Raw genomic sequence first — 19,772 nt, forward strand, 5'->3', positions numbered from 1 at the left:
CACATGAGAGACGCGCACAAGCAAACTTTGAACGCCATCATCGCCTCCCCTTCTGGCTCGACGCCCGCCGAGGCGCAAACCTTTCTCGACGCCCACCCCGAGATCGAAGCGTTCGACATCGTGCTGACCGACGCCAATGGCGTCGGGCGTGGCAAGATCGTGCGCCGGCATGAGTTGATGAGCATCTTCGAGGGTGGCCGGCACATGCCGATCTCGATCCTCGGCCTCGACATCACCGGCGAGGACGTTCACGAGACCGGGCTGATCTGGACGACCGGCGACGGCGACCTGCGGGCATGGCCGATCCCCGGCACGCTGGTGCCGCTGTTCGGCACACAGCCGCCACGCGGCCAGGTGCTGATGGCGATGTATCATCTCGATGGTCAGCCGATGTCCTCCGACCCGCGGCTGGCGCTTGCCCGGCAGGTGGAGATACTTGCGGCCAAGGGTCTGCATCCGGCCGGCGCCTTCGAGCTCGAATTCTTCCTGCTCGCCAATGAGCGCGACGCCGACGGCAAGGTGCAGCCGGCGAACGCGGTGCTCGACGGCCGCCGTTCAGCCAAGACCGAGGTCTATTCCGTCGACCATCTGCACGGCATGGAACCGCTGTTTTCCGACATCTACGCCGCGGCCAAGGTGCAAGGCATTCCGGCCGAGACGGTCATTTCCGAATATGCGCCCGGCCAATACGAGCTGACGCTGAACTACCGCCAGGACGTGATGCGGGCGGCCGACGATCTCGTCATGCTGAAGCGGCTGGTGCGGGCCCAGGCGCGCCGCCACGGCGTCACCGCTTGCTTCATGGCCAAGCCGATCGAGAAATATGCCGGCTCGGGCATGCATTTCCATGTTTCGCTGCAGGACAAGGCCGGCAAGAACGTCTTCGCTGAAGCCAGCGGCGAGACCTGGTCCTTGCCGCTGCTGCGCGGACTGGGCGGCCTCATCCAGACCATGGCGGAATCGATGCTGGTGTTTGCACCGCACGCCAATTCGTGGCGTCGCTTCGTCTCGCAATCCTATGCGCCGGTAGCGCCGAGCTGGGGTGTCAACAACCGCTCGGTGGCGCTGCGCGTGCCTGCGGGTGATGCCAAAAACCGGCGCATCGAGCACCGGCCGTCGGGCGTCGACGCCAATCCCTATCTGGTCGCGGCAACGGTGCTGGCCGGCATCACCAGGGGTCTCGACGAGGGCCTCGATCCCGGCCCCGAAACCATCGGCAATGGCTACGAGTCGGCAATCACGCGCACGACGATGCCGGTGGACTGGCGCGCCGCGATCGAGGCGGCGAGGGCTTCGACATTCCTCAAAGGCGCACTGGGCGAAGACCTGCACCGAACGTTCGTGGCGATCAAGCAATCCGAATATCTGCGCGTAGCGCGCACGGTCAGCGAACTGGATTATCACCTCTATCTGCACGAAGTCTGATCCTTCCAGGCCGGATCGACGGGGTTGCCATCACTTTTCTGCTGCGCATGTCAAATGTTATAGCGCTTCGGCGCCTAAGAACATATCATGAACATATGACAGCGCCCTCGATCCGTGAAAAGCTTGCCGTCCTGTCGGACGCCGCCAAATACGACGCCTCGTGCGCCTCGTCCGGCGCGACCAAAAGGGATTCGCTGCAATCCGGCGCCATCGGCTCCACGGAAGGCATGGGCATATGCCATTCCTACGCGCCGGATGGCCGCTGCATTTCCCTGCTGAAAATTCTACTGACCAATTTCTGCATCTATGATTGCAGCTATTGCATCAACCGCTCGTCCTCGAATGTACGCCGCGCCCGCTTCACCATCGACGAGGTGGTGCAGCTGACCATGGAGTTCTACCGACGCAACTACATAGAAGGCCTGTTCCTGTCCTCGGGCGTGATCCGTTCGCCCGAGGAAACAATGGGAGAAATGGTTGAGGTGGCGCGCCGGCTGCGGCTGGAGGAGAAGTTTTCCGGCTATATCCATTTGAAGACCATTCCCGAAAGCTCGGCGGAGCTGGTCGAGAAAGCGGGGCTCTATGCCGATCGACTGTCGATCAACGTCGAGCTGCCGACCGATGAAGGTGTCAGGAAGCTGGCTCCGGAAAAACAGCCGGAAACCATCCGGCTGTCGATGGCGAGGCTGCGCCAGAAGATCGAAGAAAATTCGGAACCGACGCTGAGGACCAGGAAACGGGAGAGCTTTGCGCCAGGTGGCCAGTCAACACAGATGATCATCGGAGCGGACAAGACCTCCGACGACGGTATCCTGCACACGAGCGCGCGGCTTTATAGCAGTTATCATCTGCGGCGCGTCTACTATTCCGCCTTCAGCCCGATCCCGGATTCATCGTCAGCGCTGCCGCTGGTAAAGCCGCCGCTGATGCGCGAGCACCGGCTTTACCAGGCCGACTGGCTGATGCGGTTTTATGGCTTTTCGCAACCGGAGATTCTGGCTGGCAGCAGCGACGGCATGCTCGATCTCGCCATCGATCCGAAGCTCGCCTGGGCGCTGCGCAACAGGGGACAGTTTCCGGTCGATATCAACCGTGCCGATCGCGAAGTCTTGCTCCGCGTGCCGGGCCTCGGCACCAAGTTGGTTGCAAAAATCCTGCAGACACGCCGGCACCGGCGCCTGCGGCTGGAAGATATCGGCCGGCTGTGCCACTCGATCGCGAAGCTTAGGCCATTCATCATTGCCGAAGGCTGGTCACCGGGCACGCTCACCGACACAGCAGGTCTGCGCGACAGGATTGTGCGCTCCTGCGAGCAATTTTCGCTGTTTTGATCATGAAGCCTGCACAACTGGACCTCGCCGCACACACGGTCTGGCTCGAAGCCGAAACGGACATGACCGGCTGGCGCGACGCCGCGCGACATTTTGTGCTCAACAACATCCGGCCCGAAGACGTCATTTGGCAAGTTGAACCGCATCGGGCTCCGCACTTGCATCGATTGCCCGCCATTCCTGCCGGTGCCAAACTCACCGTGCCACGCGATTTCATCGAGCGCGCCGAGACGGCGCTCTGTCATTCCGACCCGAGTCGTTTCAGTCTTCTTTACCGGCTGCTATGGCGACTCCGCTCGGAGCTGAACCTGCTGTCGATCGCCTCGGATCCCGATATCCGAGCCCTCGAAGCGATGGAAAAGGCAGTGCGCCGCGACATCCACAAAATGCGCGCCTTCGTCCGTTTCCGGAAGATCGGCGACGAGGAGCGTTACATTGCCTGGTTCGAGCCGGATCACTTCATCGTCGAGCGCAATGCGCCCTTTTTCGTCCGCCGGTTCACCGGCATGCGCTGGACGCTGCTAACGCCCTATGCCTCCGCCGATTGGAATGGCGACAGGCTGGCGATCGGGCCGGGGGCAACCAAGGGCGATGCGCCGGCGGAAGATGCCACCGAAGAGCTCTGGCTGACCTATTTCGAAAACATCTTCAATCCGGCCCGGCTCAAGGTGAAGGCGATGCAGAAGGAGATGCCGAAGAAATATTGGCGGAACCTTCCGGAGGCTTCGCTCATTCCAAGTCTGATCGCAGGAGCCGGCAAGGCCGCCAAGGACATGATTGCGAGAATGCCGACAACACCCGCGCCGCACCACGCCAAGGTGCAGGCAAAACACTGGCCGAAGCACCGGCCGGGAGAGTTGGAGGACGACGATGGCGCAAGCACCATTCCCGAACTCCGCGAAGTGGCGAAAGCCTGCCGTCGCTGCCCGCTGTGGCGCAATGCGACGCAGACCGTGTTCGGCGAAGGGCCTGACAGGGCCAAAGTGATCTTCGTCGGGGAACAGCCCGGCGACCAGGAGGATCTGGCCGGCAAACCTTTCGTCGGGCCGGCGGGCAAGGTCTTCGACGCCATCCTCGACGATGCCGGCGTCGATCGGCTGAAAGTTTATGTTACCAACGCGGTCAAGCATTTCAAATTCGAGCCGCGCGGCAAGCGGCGCATCCATTCCAAGCCAAATGCCGGCGAAGTGCAGGCCTGCCGCTGGTGGCTCGACAAGGAGCTCGATTTGATCAAGCCCAATCTTGTGGTGGCGCTCGGCGCAACCGCGGCGCAGTCTCTGCTCGGCAAGGTCGTGCCGATCATGAAGATGCGCGGCACGGTCGTGGAGCGCGAGGATGGCTTGCGTGTGTTCGTCACTATCCATCCGTCCTTCATCCTGCGCATCCGCGAGCCGGCGGACAAACAGGCCGAACGCGAGCGGTTCCTGCAGGACATGAAGGCGGTAAAAAAGCTGATGGCGGCCTGACCCTATCTGATCAGGATCGCCCTCAAATCATTGACATTCGTTCCGGTCGGGCCTGGCACGAAAAGATCGCCGACGGCGTCGAATGCCGTCCAGGCGTTGTTGCCGGCAAGCATCACCTTGGCATCGACGCCCGCTGCCCGCATCCGCGACACCGTCGAACCGTCGGCGAAGGCGCCGGCATTGTCCTCCGAACCGTCGATGCCGTCGGTGTCGGCGGCCAGCGCATGGACACCCGCCATGCCGCTGATGCCGATGGCGAAGGCAAGCAGAAATTCCGAGTTGCGGCCGCCCCTGCCCTTGGCTCGAAGCGTCACGGTCGTCTCGCCGCCTGACAGGATCAGCACCGGCTTCTGGAAAGGCCGGTTGCGCATAGCCACCTCGCGCGCGATCGCCGCATGGACGCCGCCGACCTCGCGCGCTTCGCCCTCGATGGAGTCGGAAAGGATAGCCGCTTCGATGCCTCGGCGCCTGGCTTCGGCCGCAGCCGCTTCCAGCGATACGCCGGCCGAGGCTATCAGATGCACTTCGTTGCGCGAAAAACGCGGATCGTCAGCGCGCGGTGCGTCGGCGGCCGGCGAATTGATATGCGCCATGACAGAGGCCGGCAATTTCATGCCATAGGCGGCGATCGATGCAAGCGCCTCTTGACGGCTGCCGGCATCGGGAACGGTCGGGCCGGAAGCGACCAGCGCCGGATTGTCGCCCGGAATGTCGGAGACGACCAGCGAGACCACCTTGGCGGGATAGGCAGCAGCCGCCAGCCTGCCGCCCTTGATCGTGGAAACATGCTTGCGGATGGTGTTCATCGCCGAAATCGGCGCGCCGGAGGCAAGCAGCGCCTCGTTGACGGCGATCTCGTCGGCCAGCGTCAGGCTGCCGGCGGGCGAAGGCAACAACGCCGAGCCGCCACCGGAAATCAGGGCCACGACCAGATCGTCCGCCGTCAGGCCCTGGACCTTTTCGAGCAACCGGCGCGAGGCTTCGAGACCGGCGGCGTCCGGCACCGGATGCGCCGCCTCGATGATCTCGACGCGCTGGCAGATCGCGCCATAGCCGTAACGGGTGACGACCAGCCCTTCGATCGGCCCGTCCCACACCTTCTCGAAAGCCGCCGCCATCTGCGCCGAGCCTTTTCCGGCGCCAATGACGATAGTGCGGCCCTTCGGCTTTGCCGGCAAATGATCCCTGATGGTCCTCTGGGGATCGGCTGCGGCAACGGCGGCATTGAAGATGGCGGTGAGGAAGGTCTTGGGATCGATCTCTGTCATTTTGCTTCCGGCGGCAGTGCCAACTCGCGCCCGTCAATGCCGAGATGCTCGCACAGTGCGTCGATGACGACGCAATGGTCTTCGCGCTCGGGCAGGCCCGAGACGGCGATAACGCCGATTACGCCGGCGCCCTTGACCGTTATCGGAAACCCGCCGCCGGCCAGCACATAGTCGGCAATATCCAGCCCTTCGCCGACCTTGAAGCTGCGCTCGGGGCGCTGCTGCTCCAGAACCATGCGATAGGTGCTTTTGAGATAGCGTCGCACCACATTGATCTTGCGCCGCGCCCAGTCCGGATTGGAAGCGTTGGAGCCAGGCATCGCGGCATAGAACAGCGGCCGGTCGAAAGTCCTGATATCGACAATGATCGGCATGTTCTCGGCCAATGCCCGCTCGCGGATCGCTGAACCGATCTTGAAGGCGACTGCTTCGTCGAAGGTCGGGAAGACGAGTGTGGCTTCCTGTCGCTTGATCGCCTCGATGTCGTCGGCCATTTGTCTTCGCTCCCAATGTCGTAGCCGGCTTTGGCCGACTATCGCGGCGCGGTCAAGACATCGACCGTCAGGCGCGCCCATCTACCAGAACCACATCCAGCGCCGCCTCGACATGAAGTTGGATGACATCGAAAGCCGGCAATGGATACTCGTCCAAAGCGGCCAGAAGCGGAAGCTCGGTGCAGCCCAAGATCACCGCCTGCGCGCCGCGCGCCTGGAGGTCTACCACCATGTCCAGCAATGCAGCCTTGGAGGCCTGCTCCACTATACCCAGCGTCAACTCATCGATGATGATGCTGTGCAAAGCCTCGCGCTGTTGCTGCTGCGGTGTCAGAACTTCGAGGCCGTGGTGCCGGCGCAAACGTCCCGAGAAGAAATCCTGCTCCATCGTGTAGCGCGTTCCCAGCAGCCCGACACGCGCAAAGCCCCGCAAGCGAATAGCCTGCGCTGAGACATCCGCGATATGCAGCAGCGGGACGGAAAGCAGGGGCTCCACCTGGTCGGCCACACGGTGTGCGGTGACGGAGGTGATCATCACCAGATCGGCGCCGGCCCTTTCCAGGTGTCGCGCCGCTTCGGCTACTCTTTCAGCGATGACGTCCCAGCGTCCGAGTGCTGCCATTTCGTTCAATTCGTCGAAATCCAGCGTGTACAGGACCGACCTGGCATTGTGATGTCCGCCGAGGAGCCGACGCGCGGTTTGATTGAGCAGCCGATAGTAAAGCGCGCTCGATTCGCAGCTCATCCCGCCTATCATGCCGATGAGTTTCGCCTGACGGACGGTCATTGGTGGGATCCCCTCGCACCTGCCGTTTATACTATAACAGATCGCTCTTGGCCGGCCACCCCGCGACATAGACCTCGCGCACGGCGCGGTCATCGCCCAATGTTTGCAGCAGAAACAACTCCTCCGCCAGCGTCTCCACCGTCTCAATCCGCAGCCGCATCGCCGGCGTGGCGCGCGCGTCGAGCACGACGATGTCGGCATCGCTGCCTGGGTCAAGGGTGCCGATTCTTTCTACAACCGACAGCGCCTCGGCATTGCCGCGGGTGAGTTGCCAGAACGACTGGAATGGATTGAGCTTCTCGCCGTTCAGCGCGATCACCTTGTAGCCCTCGTCCATGGTGCGCAGCATCGAATAATTAGTGCCGCCGCCGACATCGGTGGCGGCGGCGATACGGAGTGGTTTTTCGCGGCGGCGGTAGCGTTGATAGTCGAACAAGCCCGAGCCGAGGAACAGGTTCGAGGTCGGGCAGAATACCGCCACCGAGCCTGAATCCGAAAGCGCATCCGCCTCGCGTTCCGACAGATGGATGCAGTGGCCGAACAGGCTTTTGCGCCCGAGCAGCCCGTAATGCTCGTAGACATCGGTATAGTCGCGCGCCTTTGGATGGAGTTGCAGGGTGAAGGCGATCTCGGCGTGGTTTTCCGACAGATGCGTCTGCATGTGCAGATCAGGATGTTCACGGCAGAGCGCGTCCGCCATTTCCAACTGCTCAGGCGACGAGGTGATGGCGAAGCGCGGCGTGATGGCATAGTGCTGGCGTCCCTTGCCGTGCCAATCGGCGATCAGCGCCTTGCTATCGTCATAAGCCGACTGAGCTGTATCGAGCACGCCCTCCGGCGCGTTACGGTCCATCATCACCTTGCCGGCGATGTTGAGCATGTTGCGGTCATGCGACTCGGCGAAGAACGCTTCGGCAGACTCCTTGTGGACCGAGCAATAGGCGGCCACTGTCGTCGTGCCGTGACGCACCACCTCATCGAGAAACAGCCTGGCAATGCGACGGCCATGCTGGGCGTTCCGGAATTTGGTTTCCTCGGGGAAAGTGTAGGTGTTCAGCCAGTCGAGCAGTTCTGCGCCATGGGAGGCGATGACCTGCATCTGCGGAAAATGCGCATGCGCGTCGATGAAACCCGGCAGCAGCAGATGTGGGCGGTGATCGATCTTCTTTGCGCCTTCACCAGCCTTTTTCTCGATGTCGGCATAGGCGCCCGCGGCAACGATCCTGCCGTCGCGGAGCAGCAGGCAGCCGTCCTCCTCATAGCGCCAGGCGGAATGGTCGTCGACGGTCTCAGGCCAACGCAGGAAGGACAGCGTGCGGCCGCGCAGGAGCGTGCTGGTCATGCTTATTTCCCTGCCTCCTCGAACCATGCCACCAGCAGCGCCCGCTCCTTATCGGTGATATGGGTAACGTTGGCGGGCGGCATCGCGTGGCTGCGACCGGCCTGCAGGTAGATCTCGCGGGCTTGCTCGGCGATACCGGCGTCCGTGTCGAGCATCACCCCCTTCGGCGCGTGATAGATGCCCTCGTAGGACGGCTCCTGCGCATGGCACATCGAGCAACGGCCAAGCACGGTGTCGCGCACGGCGGGAAAATGCGCCGAGGCGACATAGATTTGTGCTGCCGAGGACGCCTTGACTTCGCCGGTCAGCACCTTCGGCACCGTCGACAGCCAGATGATGACGACGAACAGGACGGCCGCAGCCAGCCAGGTCCAGGTCGGGTTGCCCTTGCGCCCATGCATGGTGTTGAAATAATGCCGGATCAGCACGCCGATGATGAATACCAGCGAGGCGATCACCCAGTTGAACTCGGTCCCGAACGCCAGCGGGTAGTGGTTCGACAGCATCAGGAACAAAACAGGCAGGGTCAGGTAATTGTTGTGCAGCGAGCGCTGCTTGGCGATCTTGCCGTATTTCGGGTCGGGCTTGCGGCCGGCGATCAGGTCGGCGACGACGATCTTCTGGTTCGGGATGATGACCATGAAGACATTGGCCGACATGATCGTCGCGGTAATGGCGCCAAGATGCAGGAAGGCGGCGCGGCCGGTAAACAGATGGGTAAGACCCCAGGCGATAAACACCAGCACGCCATAGAGCACCAGCATCAGGCCGGTGTCGCTCCTGCCGAGCGGCGAGCGGCATAGGAGGTCGTAGACCACCCAGCCAACGCCGATCGTCGCCAGCGACAGCAAGATGCCTGTAGGCACCGACATGGCGAGGACATTGGGATCGATCAGAAACAGGTCCGCCCCGGCATAGTAGACGACGCACAGCATGGCAAAGCCCGATAGCCAGGTGGCGTAGGATTCCCATTTGAACCAGGTCAGGTGCTCGGGCATTTCGGCCGGCGCCACCAGATATTTCTGGATGTGGTAGAAGCCGCCGCCATGCACCTGCCATTCCTCGCCGAAGGCGCCGGCGGGCATGCCCGGACGCTGGCGCAGCCCGAGATCGACTGCGACGAAATAGAAGGATGAGCCGATCCAGGCGATGCCGGTGACGACATGCAGCCAGCGCACGGCGAAACTCAGCCAGTCCCAGAAAATCGCGAAATCCATCATTGAAAGATCGTCCCTGCCGATCGGGTGACTTTACGGGCTGGAGCGCAAACGGAAAGGGCCGAGCTGTACGATGACTTTCAAAAAAAAATGGAAAATACTAGGATTATCCCTACGCCGCCGTATGAGAGTCCTAAAGTCGCATGGCCTACCTCGACAATATCGCCGTTTTCGTCCGCGTCGTCGAACTCGGCAATTTGTCGGCGGCGGGCCGAGACATGCGCATTTCTCCGGCAGTCGCCTCCAACCGCATCAAGGAGCTCGAGAAGCATCTCGGTGTCAGGCTGTTCAACCGCACGACCCGGCAGCTTATGCCGACCGAGCACGGCACCGTGTTCTACTCCGGCGCCAAGCAGGTGCTTGAGGCGGTCACCGAGGCGGAAGCCGCGGTCAGCGCCTTATCCGGCCAGCCGCGCGGCACCATAAAAGTGACGGCGCCGCTCGGCCTAGGCCGGCGGTTGGTGGCCTCGGGCATCCCCGATTTCCACGACAAATATCCTGATATTGAGGTGCGGCTCAGGCTTTCAGACCACAATGTCGACATTATGAAGGAAGGCATCGACGTTGCCTTCCGGCTGGGCATCATCGAGGATTCCAGCCTCAGGATGCGCGGCATCATGGAATGCGAACGGGTACTGGTAGCGGCGCCCAAATATCTGGAGGCGCGCGGCGAGCCGATCGAGCCGCAAGAACTGATCGGCAAGAAGCACGACTGCCTGATGCTGCGCTATTCCGGCGCACGCGAATATGTGTGGATGCTGCAGACCGCCGACGGCCCGCGAAAGTTCGAAGTGCACGGGCCCTATGACACGGACGACGGCGATGTGCTGACCGGCTGGGCGCTGTCGGGCCGCGGCATCATCAACAAGCCGCGATTCGAAGTCGAGCCGTTCATTCGCGACCGGCGGCTGAAGGTGATCCTGGCCGACACGCCGCCGACGCCGGTGCAGTTTGCGGCCGTCTACCCGCACAAGAAGCTGCAGGACCCGAAGGTGCGGCTGCTGCTCGACTTCATGGCCGAGCGTTGCCAACGGCTGATCAAGGATATTCTGGCCGGCAAATGATCGCCGGCTTACCGGTTGCTTTCCGTCCAGCTGGCGAAGATAATTCCTGCGGAATCTCACTCACCAGGGAAGACCTATGGCCAACGGCGCCACAATGCATCTCGCCGTCTCACTGCTTCCGGAAACCGCCCCTTCCCATCCGTCCGACGCCGGTCCGGATTTCGATCTTCTGGCGCGGCTCGTGCAAAAGGCCGAAGCCGCCGGCTTGGATATGGTGATCCTTGCCGATACTGCGCCGGCTGCAGCCGGCGACGCACCGAACCGGCAACTCCCTTTCGAAGCGACGACCCTGCTGGCGGCGCTGGCGACGGTGACCAGCAGGATCGGCCTCGTCGCCGCGGCGTCGACGGTCGCCCATCAACCCTACAATCTGGCGCGCCGTTTTGCCTCGCTCGACATCATCAGCCACGGCCGCGCCGGCTGGAACGCGAGCATGGTCCCCAATCCACGCGAGGCAGCCAATTTCAGCCGGCCGGAAGGGTTTTCCGGCGACGATTTCCGCCGACGTGCGGAGGAATTCATCGGGATCGTGCAGGGCTTGTGGCTCGGTTGGGATGCGGATGCCTTGCTGTTCGACAAAAGCGATGGCCGCTTCTTCGATCCCGAAAAGATGCACCTACTCGACCACAAGGGCGAGTTTTTCTCCGTGCGTGGGCCGCTCAATGTAGCTCGCTCGCCGCAGGATATGCCGGTGCTCGTCATGTCGGGCCTGTCGGAGGCTGATATGGACATCGCCGCCCGCTTCGCCGATGTCATCCTGCTTGACGAGCCAGCGGGCGCGAACGCTGACGATCTGAAGCGCCGCGCGCTTGCGTTCGGGCGTGGCCCTGGCGCGATAAAGGCGCTGATGAACGTCGCGCCGGGTGCTGAAATGGCCTCTGGCCCGGAGGTTATCGCGGACAGGCTCGAAGAGCCCTTCCGATCGAAAAACTGCGACGGCTTCAACATAGTCATGCCGCCGGTCGAGGCTGTGTTCGACGTTTTCGTCGATCACGTCCTGCCGGAGCTTCGTCGCCGCGGCCTTCTTCGGTCGGATTATACCGGCGCGACGCTGCGCTCCCATCTCGGACTGGCCAGGGAGGAGGGACAATGACCGCTCGTCAGATGAAGCTCGGCGCCTTCCTGTGGGCGACAGGCCATCACATCGCCGCCTGGCGCCACCCAAAGGCGCATGTGACCGCGGGGGTCGACATCGAGCATTACATCCAGCTGGCGCGGACGGCTGAGGCGGCGAAGTTCGATATGATCTTCTGCGAGGACGCCGCAGGCGTGCGCGAGGCCAATGTCAATATCGCCAGCCAGACGTCGCGTTCGATCGGCTTCGAACCGATCAGCCTGCTTGCGGCTCTCGCGGTCCAGACCAGCCACATCGGTCTCGTCTCCACCGCATCGACGAGCTACAACGAGCCTTACGGGCTGGCGCGGACCTTCTTGTCGCTCGACCATCTGAGCGGCGGCCGTGCCGGCTGGAACCTGGTCACCTCCGCCAGCCACATCGAAGCCGCCAATTTCGGCGCGACCGGCCTGCGCCCGCATGCCGACCGTTATGAGCGCGCGCGTGAATTCGCCGAAGTGGTCACCGGACTTTGGCACGGCAATGGGGTTTCCGGACCTGGCCACGACGGCCAGAGCTTTTCGGTTCGCGACCCGATCGATCTGCCACGCTCTCCGCAAGGCGCGCCTGTGATGGTCCAGGCCGGCGCCTCGGACGTTGGCAGGGACCTTGCCGCCCGCACCGCCGATGTGGTCTTCACGGCGGCGCAGACATTTGAGGAGGCGAAGGCCTTCTACACCGATCTCAAGGGGCGTCTGGCGACCTATGGGCGTGAGCCCGACGACATCAAGATCATGCCGGGCGTCGCACCGATCGTGGCGGCAACCGAGGCGGAAGCCCGGGCAAAACATGAGGAGTTGCAGGAGCTGATCCCCGACGATGTCGGCGTCGCGCTGCTGTCCAGCTATCTCAGCATCTCCGATCTCGGACGCTATCCGATCAACGGACCGTTGCCCGAGCTGCCTGCGAGCGAGGGGATGAAAAGCCGGCAGGCGCTGGTCATCGAGCAGTCGCGCCGCGATAACCTCTCCATCCGCCAGCTTGCACGTCATTTTGCCGGGGCGCGTGGCCACTGGCGCATTGTCGGCACTCCGGCGCAGATCGCCGACGAGCTCCAGGCTCGCTTCGAGGGCGGCGGCGCCGACGGCTTCAACGTCATGCCGTCCTGGTTTCCGGGTGAACTCGACGCCTTCGCCGCGCTCGTCGTGCCGGAATTGCAGCGGCGCGGACTGTTCCGCACCGAATACGAAGGCCGCACATTGCGCGAGCATCTCGGTCTGAAAGGGCCCGCATAGGGCAAGCACCGGACGCACCGACGTTCTTGCCGTTCGCCCGTGCAAAAGCCGGCTAAGTAGGTTACTCGGCCATCGCTTTCCCATGGAAAGCTGGGCTTGGCGTTGATGTCGAATGGGGAGCCAGCGCCGTCATGATCTCGGCGGCGGCAAGTGCTGCGATGACCTGCGGGCGCTTGTCCTTGACCGCATCGCCGCCGATCGGTGAGACGAGGCGGGCAAATTCCGCCTCGCTTCCGTCCGCCGACTTCAGGAACCAGCTCCTGAACGTCGCCTTCTTGGTGTTGGAACCGATCATGCCGATATACGCGGCATCCCGGCGTTTCAGCGCCTCGGTCGCTATCAGGAAATCCAGCGCGTGGTCGTGGGTAAGGATGACGAACGCGGCGCCGCCGGGGGCTTTGCGCGCAATCGCCTCTGGCATCGGCGTCAGACAGGTTTCGACAGTGTCCGGCATGCCGTCCAGCGCCTCGGCCCGCGTCTCGACAACGACGACACGCACCGGCAGCAAGGCCACCGCCGATGCCAACGCCTGGCCGACGTGACCACCACCGAAGATGTAGACGTAAGGCAGATGCGCCTCCTCGGTTTCCGCCGACGCAACCAGCTCTTGCGCCAACGCCTCATCGACCAACCGGATCGACACCTCGACCCTGCCGCCGCAGCACTGGCCGATTTCCGGCCCGAGCGCGATGTCGAGGGTAACGCTGACATCCCTCCCCCTTGAGGGGAGGGTGGCGGAGAAGCCGCCGGGTGGGGTCGGATCGACTGGGCTCGACATTCCGGCGGTGCCTTCTGAGACGACCCCCTCTGGCCGCTTTGCGGCCTGCCCTTCGCTATGGCTCCGGGCGTTCGTCGCTGAAAAAGCCAAATGGTTGGCTTTTTCTCGGCCGTTGGCCGACCGCTCCTCACCCCCCTCAAGGGGGGAGAAGAGCAGCTGCCGCGCCTTGTCGATCGCCATATATTCAAGTTGGCCGCCGCCGATCGTGCCCGATATCGCCGATGCCGAGACCAGCATGAAGGCGCCCGTCTCGCGCGGCGTCGAGCCTTTTGTTCCGGCGACCTCGACCAGCGCAATGCGGCCGTGGCCGGCAAGGAAGTCTCTCAGGCTTTGCACTTTCGAGTTCATGGCTCACGTTCCCGAAGGGGAAATATAGGTTTCTTCGGCCAGATTTGCACGTTTGGCCCGATTCACGTGCCCGTCTTGGCCTCACCCTTCAGCCGTTCGATCGCCATCAGCACCCGCTCTGGCGTCGCCGGTGGGTCGAGGCGCGGGCAAATCCGGTGGCCGGCAACGCTCGCCACCGCATCCGACAGCGCATGCAGCACCGACATGCCGAGCGGGAACGGCGGCTCGCCGACCGCCTTGGAGCGGTGGACCGTCGGCTCGCTCGCCTCTGGCCAGTCGGCCAGAGTCACGTTGAAGATCTTTGGCCGGTCCGAAGCGAGCGGGATCTTATAAGTCGACGGCGCGTGGGTGCGCAGCCGGCCTTTGTCGTCCCACCACAATTCCTCCGTCGTCAGCCAGCCCATGCCCTGGATGAAGCCGCCCTCGACCTGGCCGAGATCGATGGCGCGATTCAGCGAGCGGCCGGTCTCGTGCAGGATGTCGGTGCGCTCGACTATATATTCGCCGGTCAGCGTGTCGACCGAGACTTCCGAGCACGAGGCGCCGTAGGCGAAATAGTAGAACGGACGGCCCTCACCCTTGTCGCGGTCCCAGTGGATTTTCGGCGTCTTGTAGAAACCTGCCGCCGAAAGTTGGATGCGCGCCATGTAGGCCTGCCTGACGAGATCGGCGAAAGCGATCTCCTGATTGCCGATGCGCACCCGGTTGGGCAGGAACAGTACCTGGTCGCGCGGCACCTGGTATTTCTCAGCGGCGAAGTTGGTCAGCCGCTCCTTGATCTGCCGGGCTGCGTTCTGCGCCGCCATGCCGTTGAGATCGGAGCCGGACGATGCGGCGGTCGCTGAGGTGTTCGGCACCTTGCCGGTTGTCGTTGCAGTGATCTTGACCTGGTCGAGATCGATCTGGAACTCTTCCGCCACCACCTGCGCCACCTTGACGTAGAGGCCCTGCCCCATCTCGGTGCCGCCATGGTTCAGATGCACCGACCCGTCGGTGTAGACATGCACCAGCGCACCGGCCTGGTTGTAATGCGTTGCGGTGAACGAGATGCCGAACTTGACCGGCGTCAGCGCCAATCCACGCTTGATGAAGCGACTGTTGGCGTTGAAGGCCTCAATGGTGCGGCGGCGCCTCGCATAGTCGCTACTCGCCTCCAGCTCGGCGACGATGCGGTGGATGATGTTGTCCTCGACCGTCTGGTGGTAGGGCGTGACGTTGCGGTCTGAGGTGCCATAAAAGTTCTTCTTGCGGATTTCGAGCGGGTCCTTGCCGACGGCAAAGGCGACCTCGTCGATGACACGCTCGGCGCCGACCATGCCTTGCGGACCGCCGAAGCCGCGAAAGGCGGTGTTCGACACGGTGTTGGTATAGAGCGGCGCCGACTGCGCGTGCACCGCCGGCCAGAAATAGGTGTTGTCGCAGTGAAACAGCGCGCGATCGGTTACTGGTCCTGATAGGTCCGCCGAGAAGCCACAGCGCGCCGCGAACATGAAATCGACGCCGAGGATGTTGCCGTCGTCATCGAAGCCGACCTCATAATCGACCAGAAAGTCATGGCGCTTGCCGGTGGCGATCATGTCGTCGTCACGGTCGGGCCGGATTTTCACCGCGCGATGGTGTTTTTTCGCAGCAATCGCCGCGAGCGCGGCAAACTGGTTGCCTTGCGTTTCCTTGCCGCCGAAGCCGCCGCCCATGCGGCGGATCTCGACCGTGACGGCATGGCTCGGCACGCCGAGCGCATGGCTGACCATGTGCTGGACTTCGCTCGGATGCTGGGTCGAGGAATAGATGGTCACATCCTGATCCTCGCCGGGAATGGCCATGGCGATCTGGCCTTCGAGATAGAAATGGTCCTGGCCGCCGATGCGCATTTTTCCCTTCAGCCGGCGCGGCGCCGCTTTGATTGCAACCGCTGCATCGCCACGCTTCAAGGTCAGCGGCGGCGTAACAAGCTTGTCCTTCCTGGGATCGAGCACGCCGATGTCGGTGACGAAGGGCAATTCCTTGTATTCGACCTTGGCCAGCCTTGTGGCGCGGCGCGCCTGCTCGCGCGTTTCGGCGATGACGCAGAAGATCGGCTGGCCGAAGAATTGCACCTTGCCGTCGGCCAGCACCGGTTCGTCGTGACGGCCGGTCGGCGAAATGTCGTTTTCGCCCGGCACGTCGCTGGCCGTCAGCACGTCGACGACGCCGGGCGCTGCGCGCACCGCCGACAGGTCCATGCTGGTGATGGTGGCGTGCGTAGCCGTCGAAAGCCCAAGGCAGCCATGCAGCGTGCCTAATGATTCCGGCATGTCGTCGATATAGACGGCGGTGCCGCGGACATGCTTGTGCGCAGAATCATGGCGCTGGTCAGTGGCAACGCCACCAGCGATCTTCTGTGCCTTGAGGTTTGGAGCGTGCTTGGTCATCACGCCGCCTCGTACCGCGACACCTGGATCGGCGTCTTGGTGCCGCTGGTCTCGGCAACGAAGCGCAGCAGCAGGTTGCGCGCCGCTAGCGCCCGATATTCGGCCGAAGCGCGCATGTCGGTCAGCGGGGTGAAATCCCTGGCGTACTCGGCCATCACCGCCTCGACCGTCGCCTCCGTCCAAGGCCTGCCAAGCAACGCCTTCTCCACGCCGAAAGCCCGCTTGGGCGTTGCTGCCATGCCGCCATAGGCGATGCGGATATCCGCGACCGTGCCGTCCCTGGCCAGGGTCAGCAGGAACGCGCCAAGTGCTGCGGTGATGTCCTCGTCACGGCGCTTGGTGATCTTGTAGACGGCAAACTTTGTGCCTTTCGCCGGCACCGGGACATGCACGGCCTCGACGAACTCGCCCGGCTGCCGGTCCTGCTTGCCATAGGCGATGAAGAAGTCTTCGAGCGGGATCGTCCGCCGCTTGTTGCCCCGGCGCAGCGTCAGCCGCGCGCCCAAAGCGATCAGCGGCGGCGGCGTGTCGCCGATCGGGGAACCGTTGGCGATGTTGCCGCCGATCGTACCCATATTGCGCACTTGGTCGCCGCCGATGCGGTCGAACAACGGCCCAAGTGGCGGGATGCGCTTGGCCAGTGTCGAAAAGGCTTCGCTATAGGTGATGCCGGCTCCAATCGAGATGACGCCCTTGTCTTCGGAGATCGCGCAAAGCCCGTCGAGATTGCCGATGAAAATCGCCGGCGATATCTCGCGCATATGCTTGGTCACCCACAGGCCGACATCGGTCGAACCGGCAATAACGGTGGCGCCCGGCTCCTTGTCGAGCACGGTGGCGAGATCGTCGGCATCGGCCGGCACGACCAGCCGCTGCTTGCCGGCGCCGATCTCGATGCGCGCACCGTCTTTCATAGCCGCAAGCTTGGCCGTGATGGCCTCGCGCTCCGCCGCCAGCGGGTCCTTCGCCGCCTTGCCGTAGCTGGAGATGGCACGCGCCGCCCGCATGATCGCTTCATAGCCGGTGCAGCGGCAAAGATTGCCCTGCAGTGCCTTTTCAATGGCCGCATCCGACGGCTCCGGCGACCGCATCCACAGGGCATAGAGCGACATGACGAAGCCCGGCGTGCAGAAGCCGCATTGCGAGCCGTGGAAGTCGACCATGGCTTGCTGCACCGGATGCAGCCTGTCGCCCTCGCCGCGCAGATGCTCGACGGTCACGACATGCGTACCGTCGAGCGAGCCGAGGAAGCGGATGCAGGCATTGACGCTTTCGTAAACCAGCCGACCGGCCGAGAGCCTTCCGACCAGCACGGTGCAGGCGCCGCAATCACCCTCGGCGCAGCCTTCCTTGGTGCCGCGCAACGAGCGCTCGAGCCGCAACCAGTCGAGCAAGGTCTCGTCGGGCGCCACGGTGGTTAGCGCAACGTTCTCGCCATTGAGGATGAAGCGTATCTCATTGCGTTCCGTGATCTTGGCCATGTCTCAGCTCCCCCGGTAAGTCGAATAGCCGTAGGGGGAGACAAGCAGTGGCACATGATAGTGCACCGGCTCGGCCATGCCGAAGCGGATCGGCACGCTGTCAAGAAAGGCCGGTTCCGGCAGCCTCAACCCCTGCCGGCGCAGATAGTCGCCGGCAGCGAAGACCAGCTCGTATTCCCCGGTGCGGAATTGTGCGTCGGCAAGCAGCGGCGCGTCACAGCGGCCGTCGGCATTGGTGATCGCCGTCTTCAAATGCGTCCGCATGTCGCCGTCGATGCGGTAGAGCTCAATGGACAGGCCCGCCGCCGGCCTGCCGGTCGCGGTATCGAGGACATGGGTCGTCAGACGTCCGCCTTCGGCTTTCGACGTTTCCGCCACTGGCTGCTCCCATCCCGGTATGGTCGAACATGCCCGGTACAGTCGAACATGCTTGACGAATTGTGCGCCAATTAAAGGCGATGCATAAGTCCCGGTCGAGCGGAGTGCTGCAAAAACACTTTCAAAATTTTCGGGGGAATGCGCAAGCCGCCCTTTCGACTATCCTGATCACACCATCCGGCAGGAGTGACGATGCGTTACGAACGAGACATGCGCGGCTACGGCGCCAATCCACCGGATCCGAAATGGCCTGGCGGCGCGCATGTCGCGGTGCAGTTCGTCGTCAATTACGAGGAAGGCGGCGAGAACTGCGTTCTGCATGGCGACAAGGCTTCGGAGGCCTTCCTGTCCGAGATCGTTGGCGCCGCACCGTGGCTTGGCCAGCGCCACTGGAACATGGAATCGATCTACGAATACGGCGCCCGCGCCGGCTTCTGGCGATTGCTGCGCCTGTTCACCGAGGCTGAGGTGCCGGTGACCTGCTACGGCGTCGCCACAGCGCTGGCGCGTTCGCCCGATCAGGTCGCGGCGATGCAGGAGGCCGGCTGGGAGATCGCCTCGCACGGGCTGAGATGGATCGACTACCGCGACCATGCGCCGGAGGACGAGCGCCGCGACATGGAAGCGGCGATTCAGCTGCACTACGAGGTAACAGGGGCACGGCCGACCGGCTGGTACACCGGCCGCACGTCGATCAACACTGTGCGGCTGGCGGCGGAAGAAGGCTGCTTCGACTACGTGTCGGACACTTATGACGACGAATTGCCCTACTGGTTCGAGCATGACGGGCCGGACGGGCCGGCGAAACCGCAGCTCATCATCCCCTATACGCTCGACGCCAACGACATGCGCTTCGTCACGCCGCAGGGCTTCAACTCGGGCGACCAGTTCTTCACCTATCTCAGGGACAGTTTCGACACGCTCTATGCCGAGGGCAAGGCAGGGCGGCCGCGCATGATGAATATCGGCCTGCACTGCCGCCTCGTCGGCCGGCCGGGCCGGGTCGCGGCACTCAAGCGCTTTGTCGACTATGTCAGATCGCACGACAGGGTTTGGCTGGCGCGGCGCATCGACATTGCCAGGCATTGGCAAGAGACCCATCCGTTCCGGCGGCCGGCGCTGCGCCCGTCGAAAATGGAGTTCGAGGCCTTCGTTCATGCATTCGGTGGGGTGTTCGAGCATTCGCCGTGGATCGCCGAGCGCGCCTACGAGCTGGAGCTCGGCCCAGCACATGACAGCGCCGGCGGCCTCCATAATGCGTTGTGCCGTGTCTTTCGGGCGGCCAGCGAGGCCGAGCGGCTCTCCGTACTCAACGCCCATCCCGATCTTGCCGGCAAACTGGCGCAGGCCAAGCGGCTGACGACGGAATCGACGAGGGAACAGGCTTCCGCCGGGCTCGACGCGCTGACCGACAAGGAGCGCGAGCTGTTCTCCAAGCTCAATGCCGCCTATGTCACGTCCTTTGGCTTTCCCTTCATTATCGCGGTGAAAGGCAAGACCAAGGCGGAAATCCTGGCGGAGTTCGAGGCGCGCAGCGGCAACAGCCACGAGGTTGAATTCGACACCGCCTGCAGACAGGTCGAGCGAATCGCACTGTTCCGCCTTAAGGACTTACTTCCGCAATAGGCTTTGG

Annotated in this window: 16 protein-coding genes; 7 read left to right on the forward strand and 9 right to left on the reverse strand. The window is 63.2% G+C overall.

Translation table 11 applies throughout. The features are described from left to right. Positions 1-3 precede the first annotated feature (3 nt). The 3 genes from NKH73_RS00535 to NKH73_RS00545 all read left to right on the forward strand — a co-directional run bounded on the left by NKH73_RS00535 (position 4) and on the right by NKH73_RS00545 (position 4,222). The gene (locus NKH73_RS00535; protein WP_352926557.1) at positions 4-1,425 is read left to right on the forward strand and encodes a glutamine synthetase family protein; all 1,422 of its coding nucleotides are present in this window, start codon (positions 4-6) and stop codon (positions 1,423-1,425) included. A gap of 95 nt (positions 1,426-1,520) precedes the next feature. Beyond that, positions 1,521-2,756: a putative DNA modification/repair radical SAM protein gene (locus NKH73_RS00540; protein ID WP_352926560.1), complete on the forward strand. Its 1,236-nt coding sequence runs from the start codon at positions 1,521-1,523 to the stop codon at positions 2,754-2,756. A gap of 2 nt (positions 2,757-2,758) precedes the next feature. Beyond that, entirely contained in the window at positions 2,759-4,222 is a 1,464-nt protein-coding gene (locus NKH73_RS00545) for a UdgX family uracil-DNA binding protein (protein WP_352926562.1), read from the forward strand. A gap of 2 nt (positions 4,223-4,224) precedes the next feature. On the opposite strand, the gene NKH73_RS00550 is transcribed toward NKH73_RS00545, so the two are convergent. From NKH73_RS00550 to NKH73_RS00570, 5 genes are all read right to left on the reverse strand, one after another. After that, a complete protein-coding gene (locus NKH73_RS00550) occupies positions 4,225-5,490 on the reverse strand; it encodes a glycerate kinase type-2 family protein (protein WP_352926565.1) in 1,266 nt (421 codons plus the stop codon). Next, positions 5,487-5,984: a heme-degrading domain-containing protein gene (locus NKH73_RS00555; protein WP_352926568.1), complete on the reverse strand. Its 498-nt coding sequence runs from the start codon at positions 5,982-5,984 to the stop codon at positions 5,487-5,489. Before NKH73_RS00555 ends, NKH73_RS00550 begins: the two co-directional genes overlap by 4 nt. 67 nt (positions 5,985-6,051) lie before the next feature. Then, positions 6,052-6,771, reverse strand: coding sequence for an aspartate/glutamate racemase family protein (locus NKH73_RS00560; protein ID WP_352926571.1), 720 nt, complete (start codon positions 6,769-6,771; stop codon positions 6,052-6,054). A gap of 31 nt (positions 6,772-6,802) precedes the next feature. Beyond that, entirely contained in the window at positions 6,803-8,113 is a 1,311-nt protein-coding gene (guaD, locus tag NKH73_RS00565; RefSeq protein WP_352926572.1) for a guanine deaminase, read from the reverse strand. A gap of 2 nt (positions 8,114-8,115) precedes the next feature. Beyond that, positions 8,116-9,333 (reverse strand): urate hydroxylase PuuD, encoded by a 1,218-nt coding sequence (locus NKH73_RS00570; RefSeq protein WP_352926575.1) that lies wholly within the window; start codon positions 9,331-9,333, stop codon positions 8,116-8,118. Positions 9,334-9,473: 140 nt separating this feature from the next. Here NKH73_RS00570 and NKH73_RS00575 point away from each other — a divergent pair, with 140 nt between their 5' ends. From NKH73_RS00575 to NKH73_RS00585, 3 genes are all read left to right on the forward strand, one after another. Continuing rightward, a complete protein-coding gene (locus tag NKH73_RS00575) occupies positions 9,474-10,394 on the forward strand; it encodes a LysR family transcriptional regulator (protein WP_352926577.1) in 921 nt (306 codons plus the stop codon). Positions 10,395-10,470: 76 nt separating this feature from the next. Further along, a complete protein-coding gene (locus NKH73_RS00580) occupies positions 10,471-11,487 on the forward strand; it encodes an LLM class flavin-dependent oxidoreductase (RefSeq protein WP_352926580.1) in 1,017 nt (338 codons plus the stop codon). After that, positions 11,484-12,743: an LLM class flavin-dependent oxidoreductase gene (locus NKH73_RS00585; protein ID WP_352926583.1), complete on the forward strand. Its 1,260-nt coding sequence runs from the start codon at positions 11,484-11,486 to the stop codon at positions 12,741-12,743. Before NKH73_RS00580 ends, NKH73_RS00585 begins: the two co-directional genes overlap by 4 nt. A 61-nt stretch (positions 12,744-12,804) precedes the next feature. Here NKH73_RS00585 and xdhC read toward each other — a convergent pair whose 3' ends face one another. From xdhC to uraH, 4 genes are all read right to left on the reverse strand, one after another. Beyond that, positions 12,805-13,869 carry a xanthine dehydrogenase accessory protein XdhC gene (xdhC, locus tag NKH73_RS00590; RefSeq protein ID WP_352926585.1) on the reverse strand — a complete coding sequence of 355 codons (1,065 nt, stop codon included), beginning with the start codon at positions 13,867-13,869 and terminating at the stop codon, positions 12,805-12,807. A 62-nt stretch (positions 13,870-13,931) separates the two neighbouring features. After that, positions 13,932-16,280 carry a xanthine dehydrogenase molybdopterin binding subunit gene (gene xdhB / locus NKH73_RS00595; RefSeq protein ID WP_352926588.1) on the reverse strand — a complete coding sequence of 783 codons (2,349 nt, stop codon included), beginning with the start codon at positions 16,278-16,280 and terminating at the stop codon, positions 13,932-13,934. Then, the gene (xdhA, locus tag NKH73_RS00600; RefSeq protein ID WP_352926590.1) at positions 16,280-17,761 is read right to left on the reverse strand and encodes a xanthine dehydrogenase small subunit; all 1,482 of its coding nucleotides are present in this window, start codon (positions 17,759-17,761) and stop codon (positions 16,280-16,282) included. The genes xdhB and xdhA overlap by 1 nt, the downstream gene beginning before the upstream one ends. 3 nt (positions 17,762-17,764) lie before the next feature. Further along, the gene (gene uraH / locus NKH73_RS00605) at positions 17,765-18,139 is read right to left on the reverse strand and encodes a hydroxyisourate hydrolase (protein WP_352926593.1); all 375 of its coding nucleotides are present in this window, start codon (positions 18,137-18,139) and stop codon (positions 17,765-17,767) included. Between the two features lie 192 nt (positions 18,140-18,331). Here uraH and puuE point away from each other — a divergent pair, with 192 nt between their 5' ends. Continuing rightward, positions 18,332-19,765 (forward strand): allantoinase PuuE, encoded by a 1,434-nt coding sequence (gene puuE / locus NKH73_RS00610; protein WP_352926596.1) that lies wholly within the window; start codon positions 18,332-18,334, stop codon positions 19,763-19,765. Positions 19,766-19,772: the final 7 nt, after the last annotated feature.

Source organism: Mesorhizobium sp. M0938, assembly GCF_040319125.1.
GTDB lineage: Bacteria > Pseudomonadota > Alphaproteobacteria > Rhizobiales > Rhizobiaceae > Mesorhizobium > Mesorhizobium robiniae.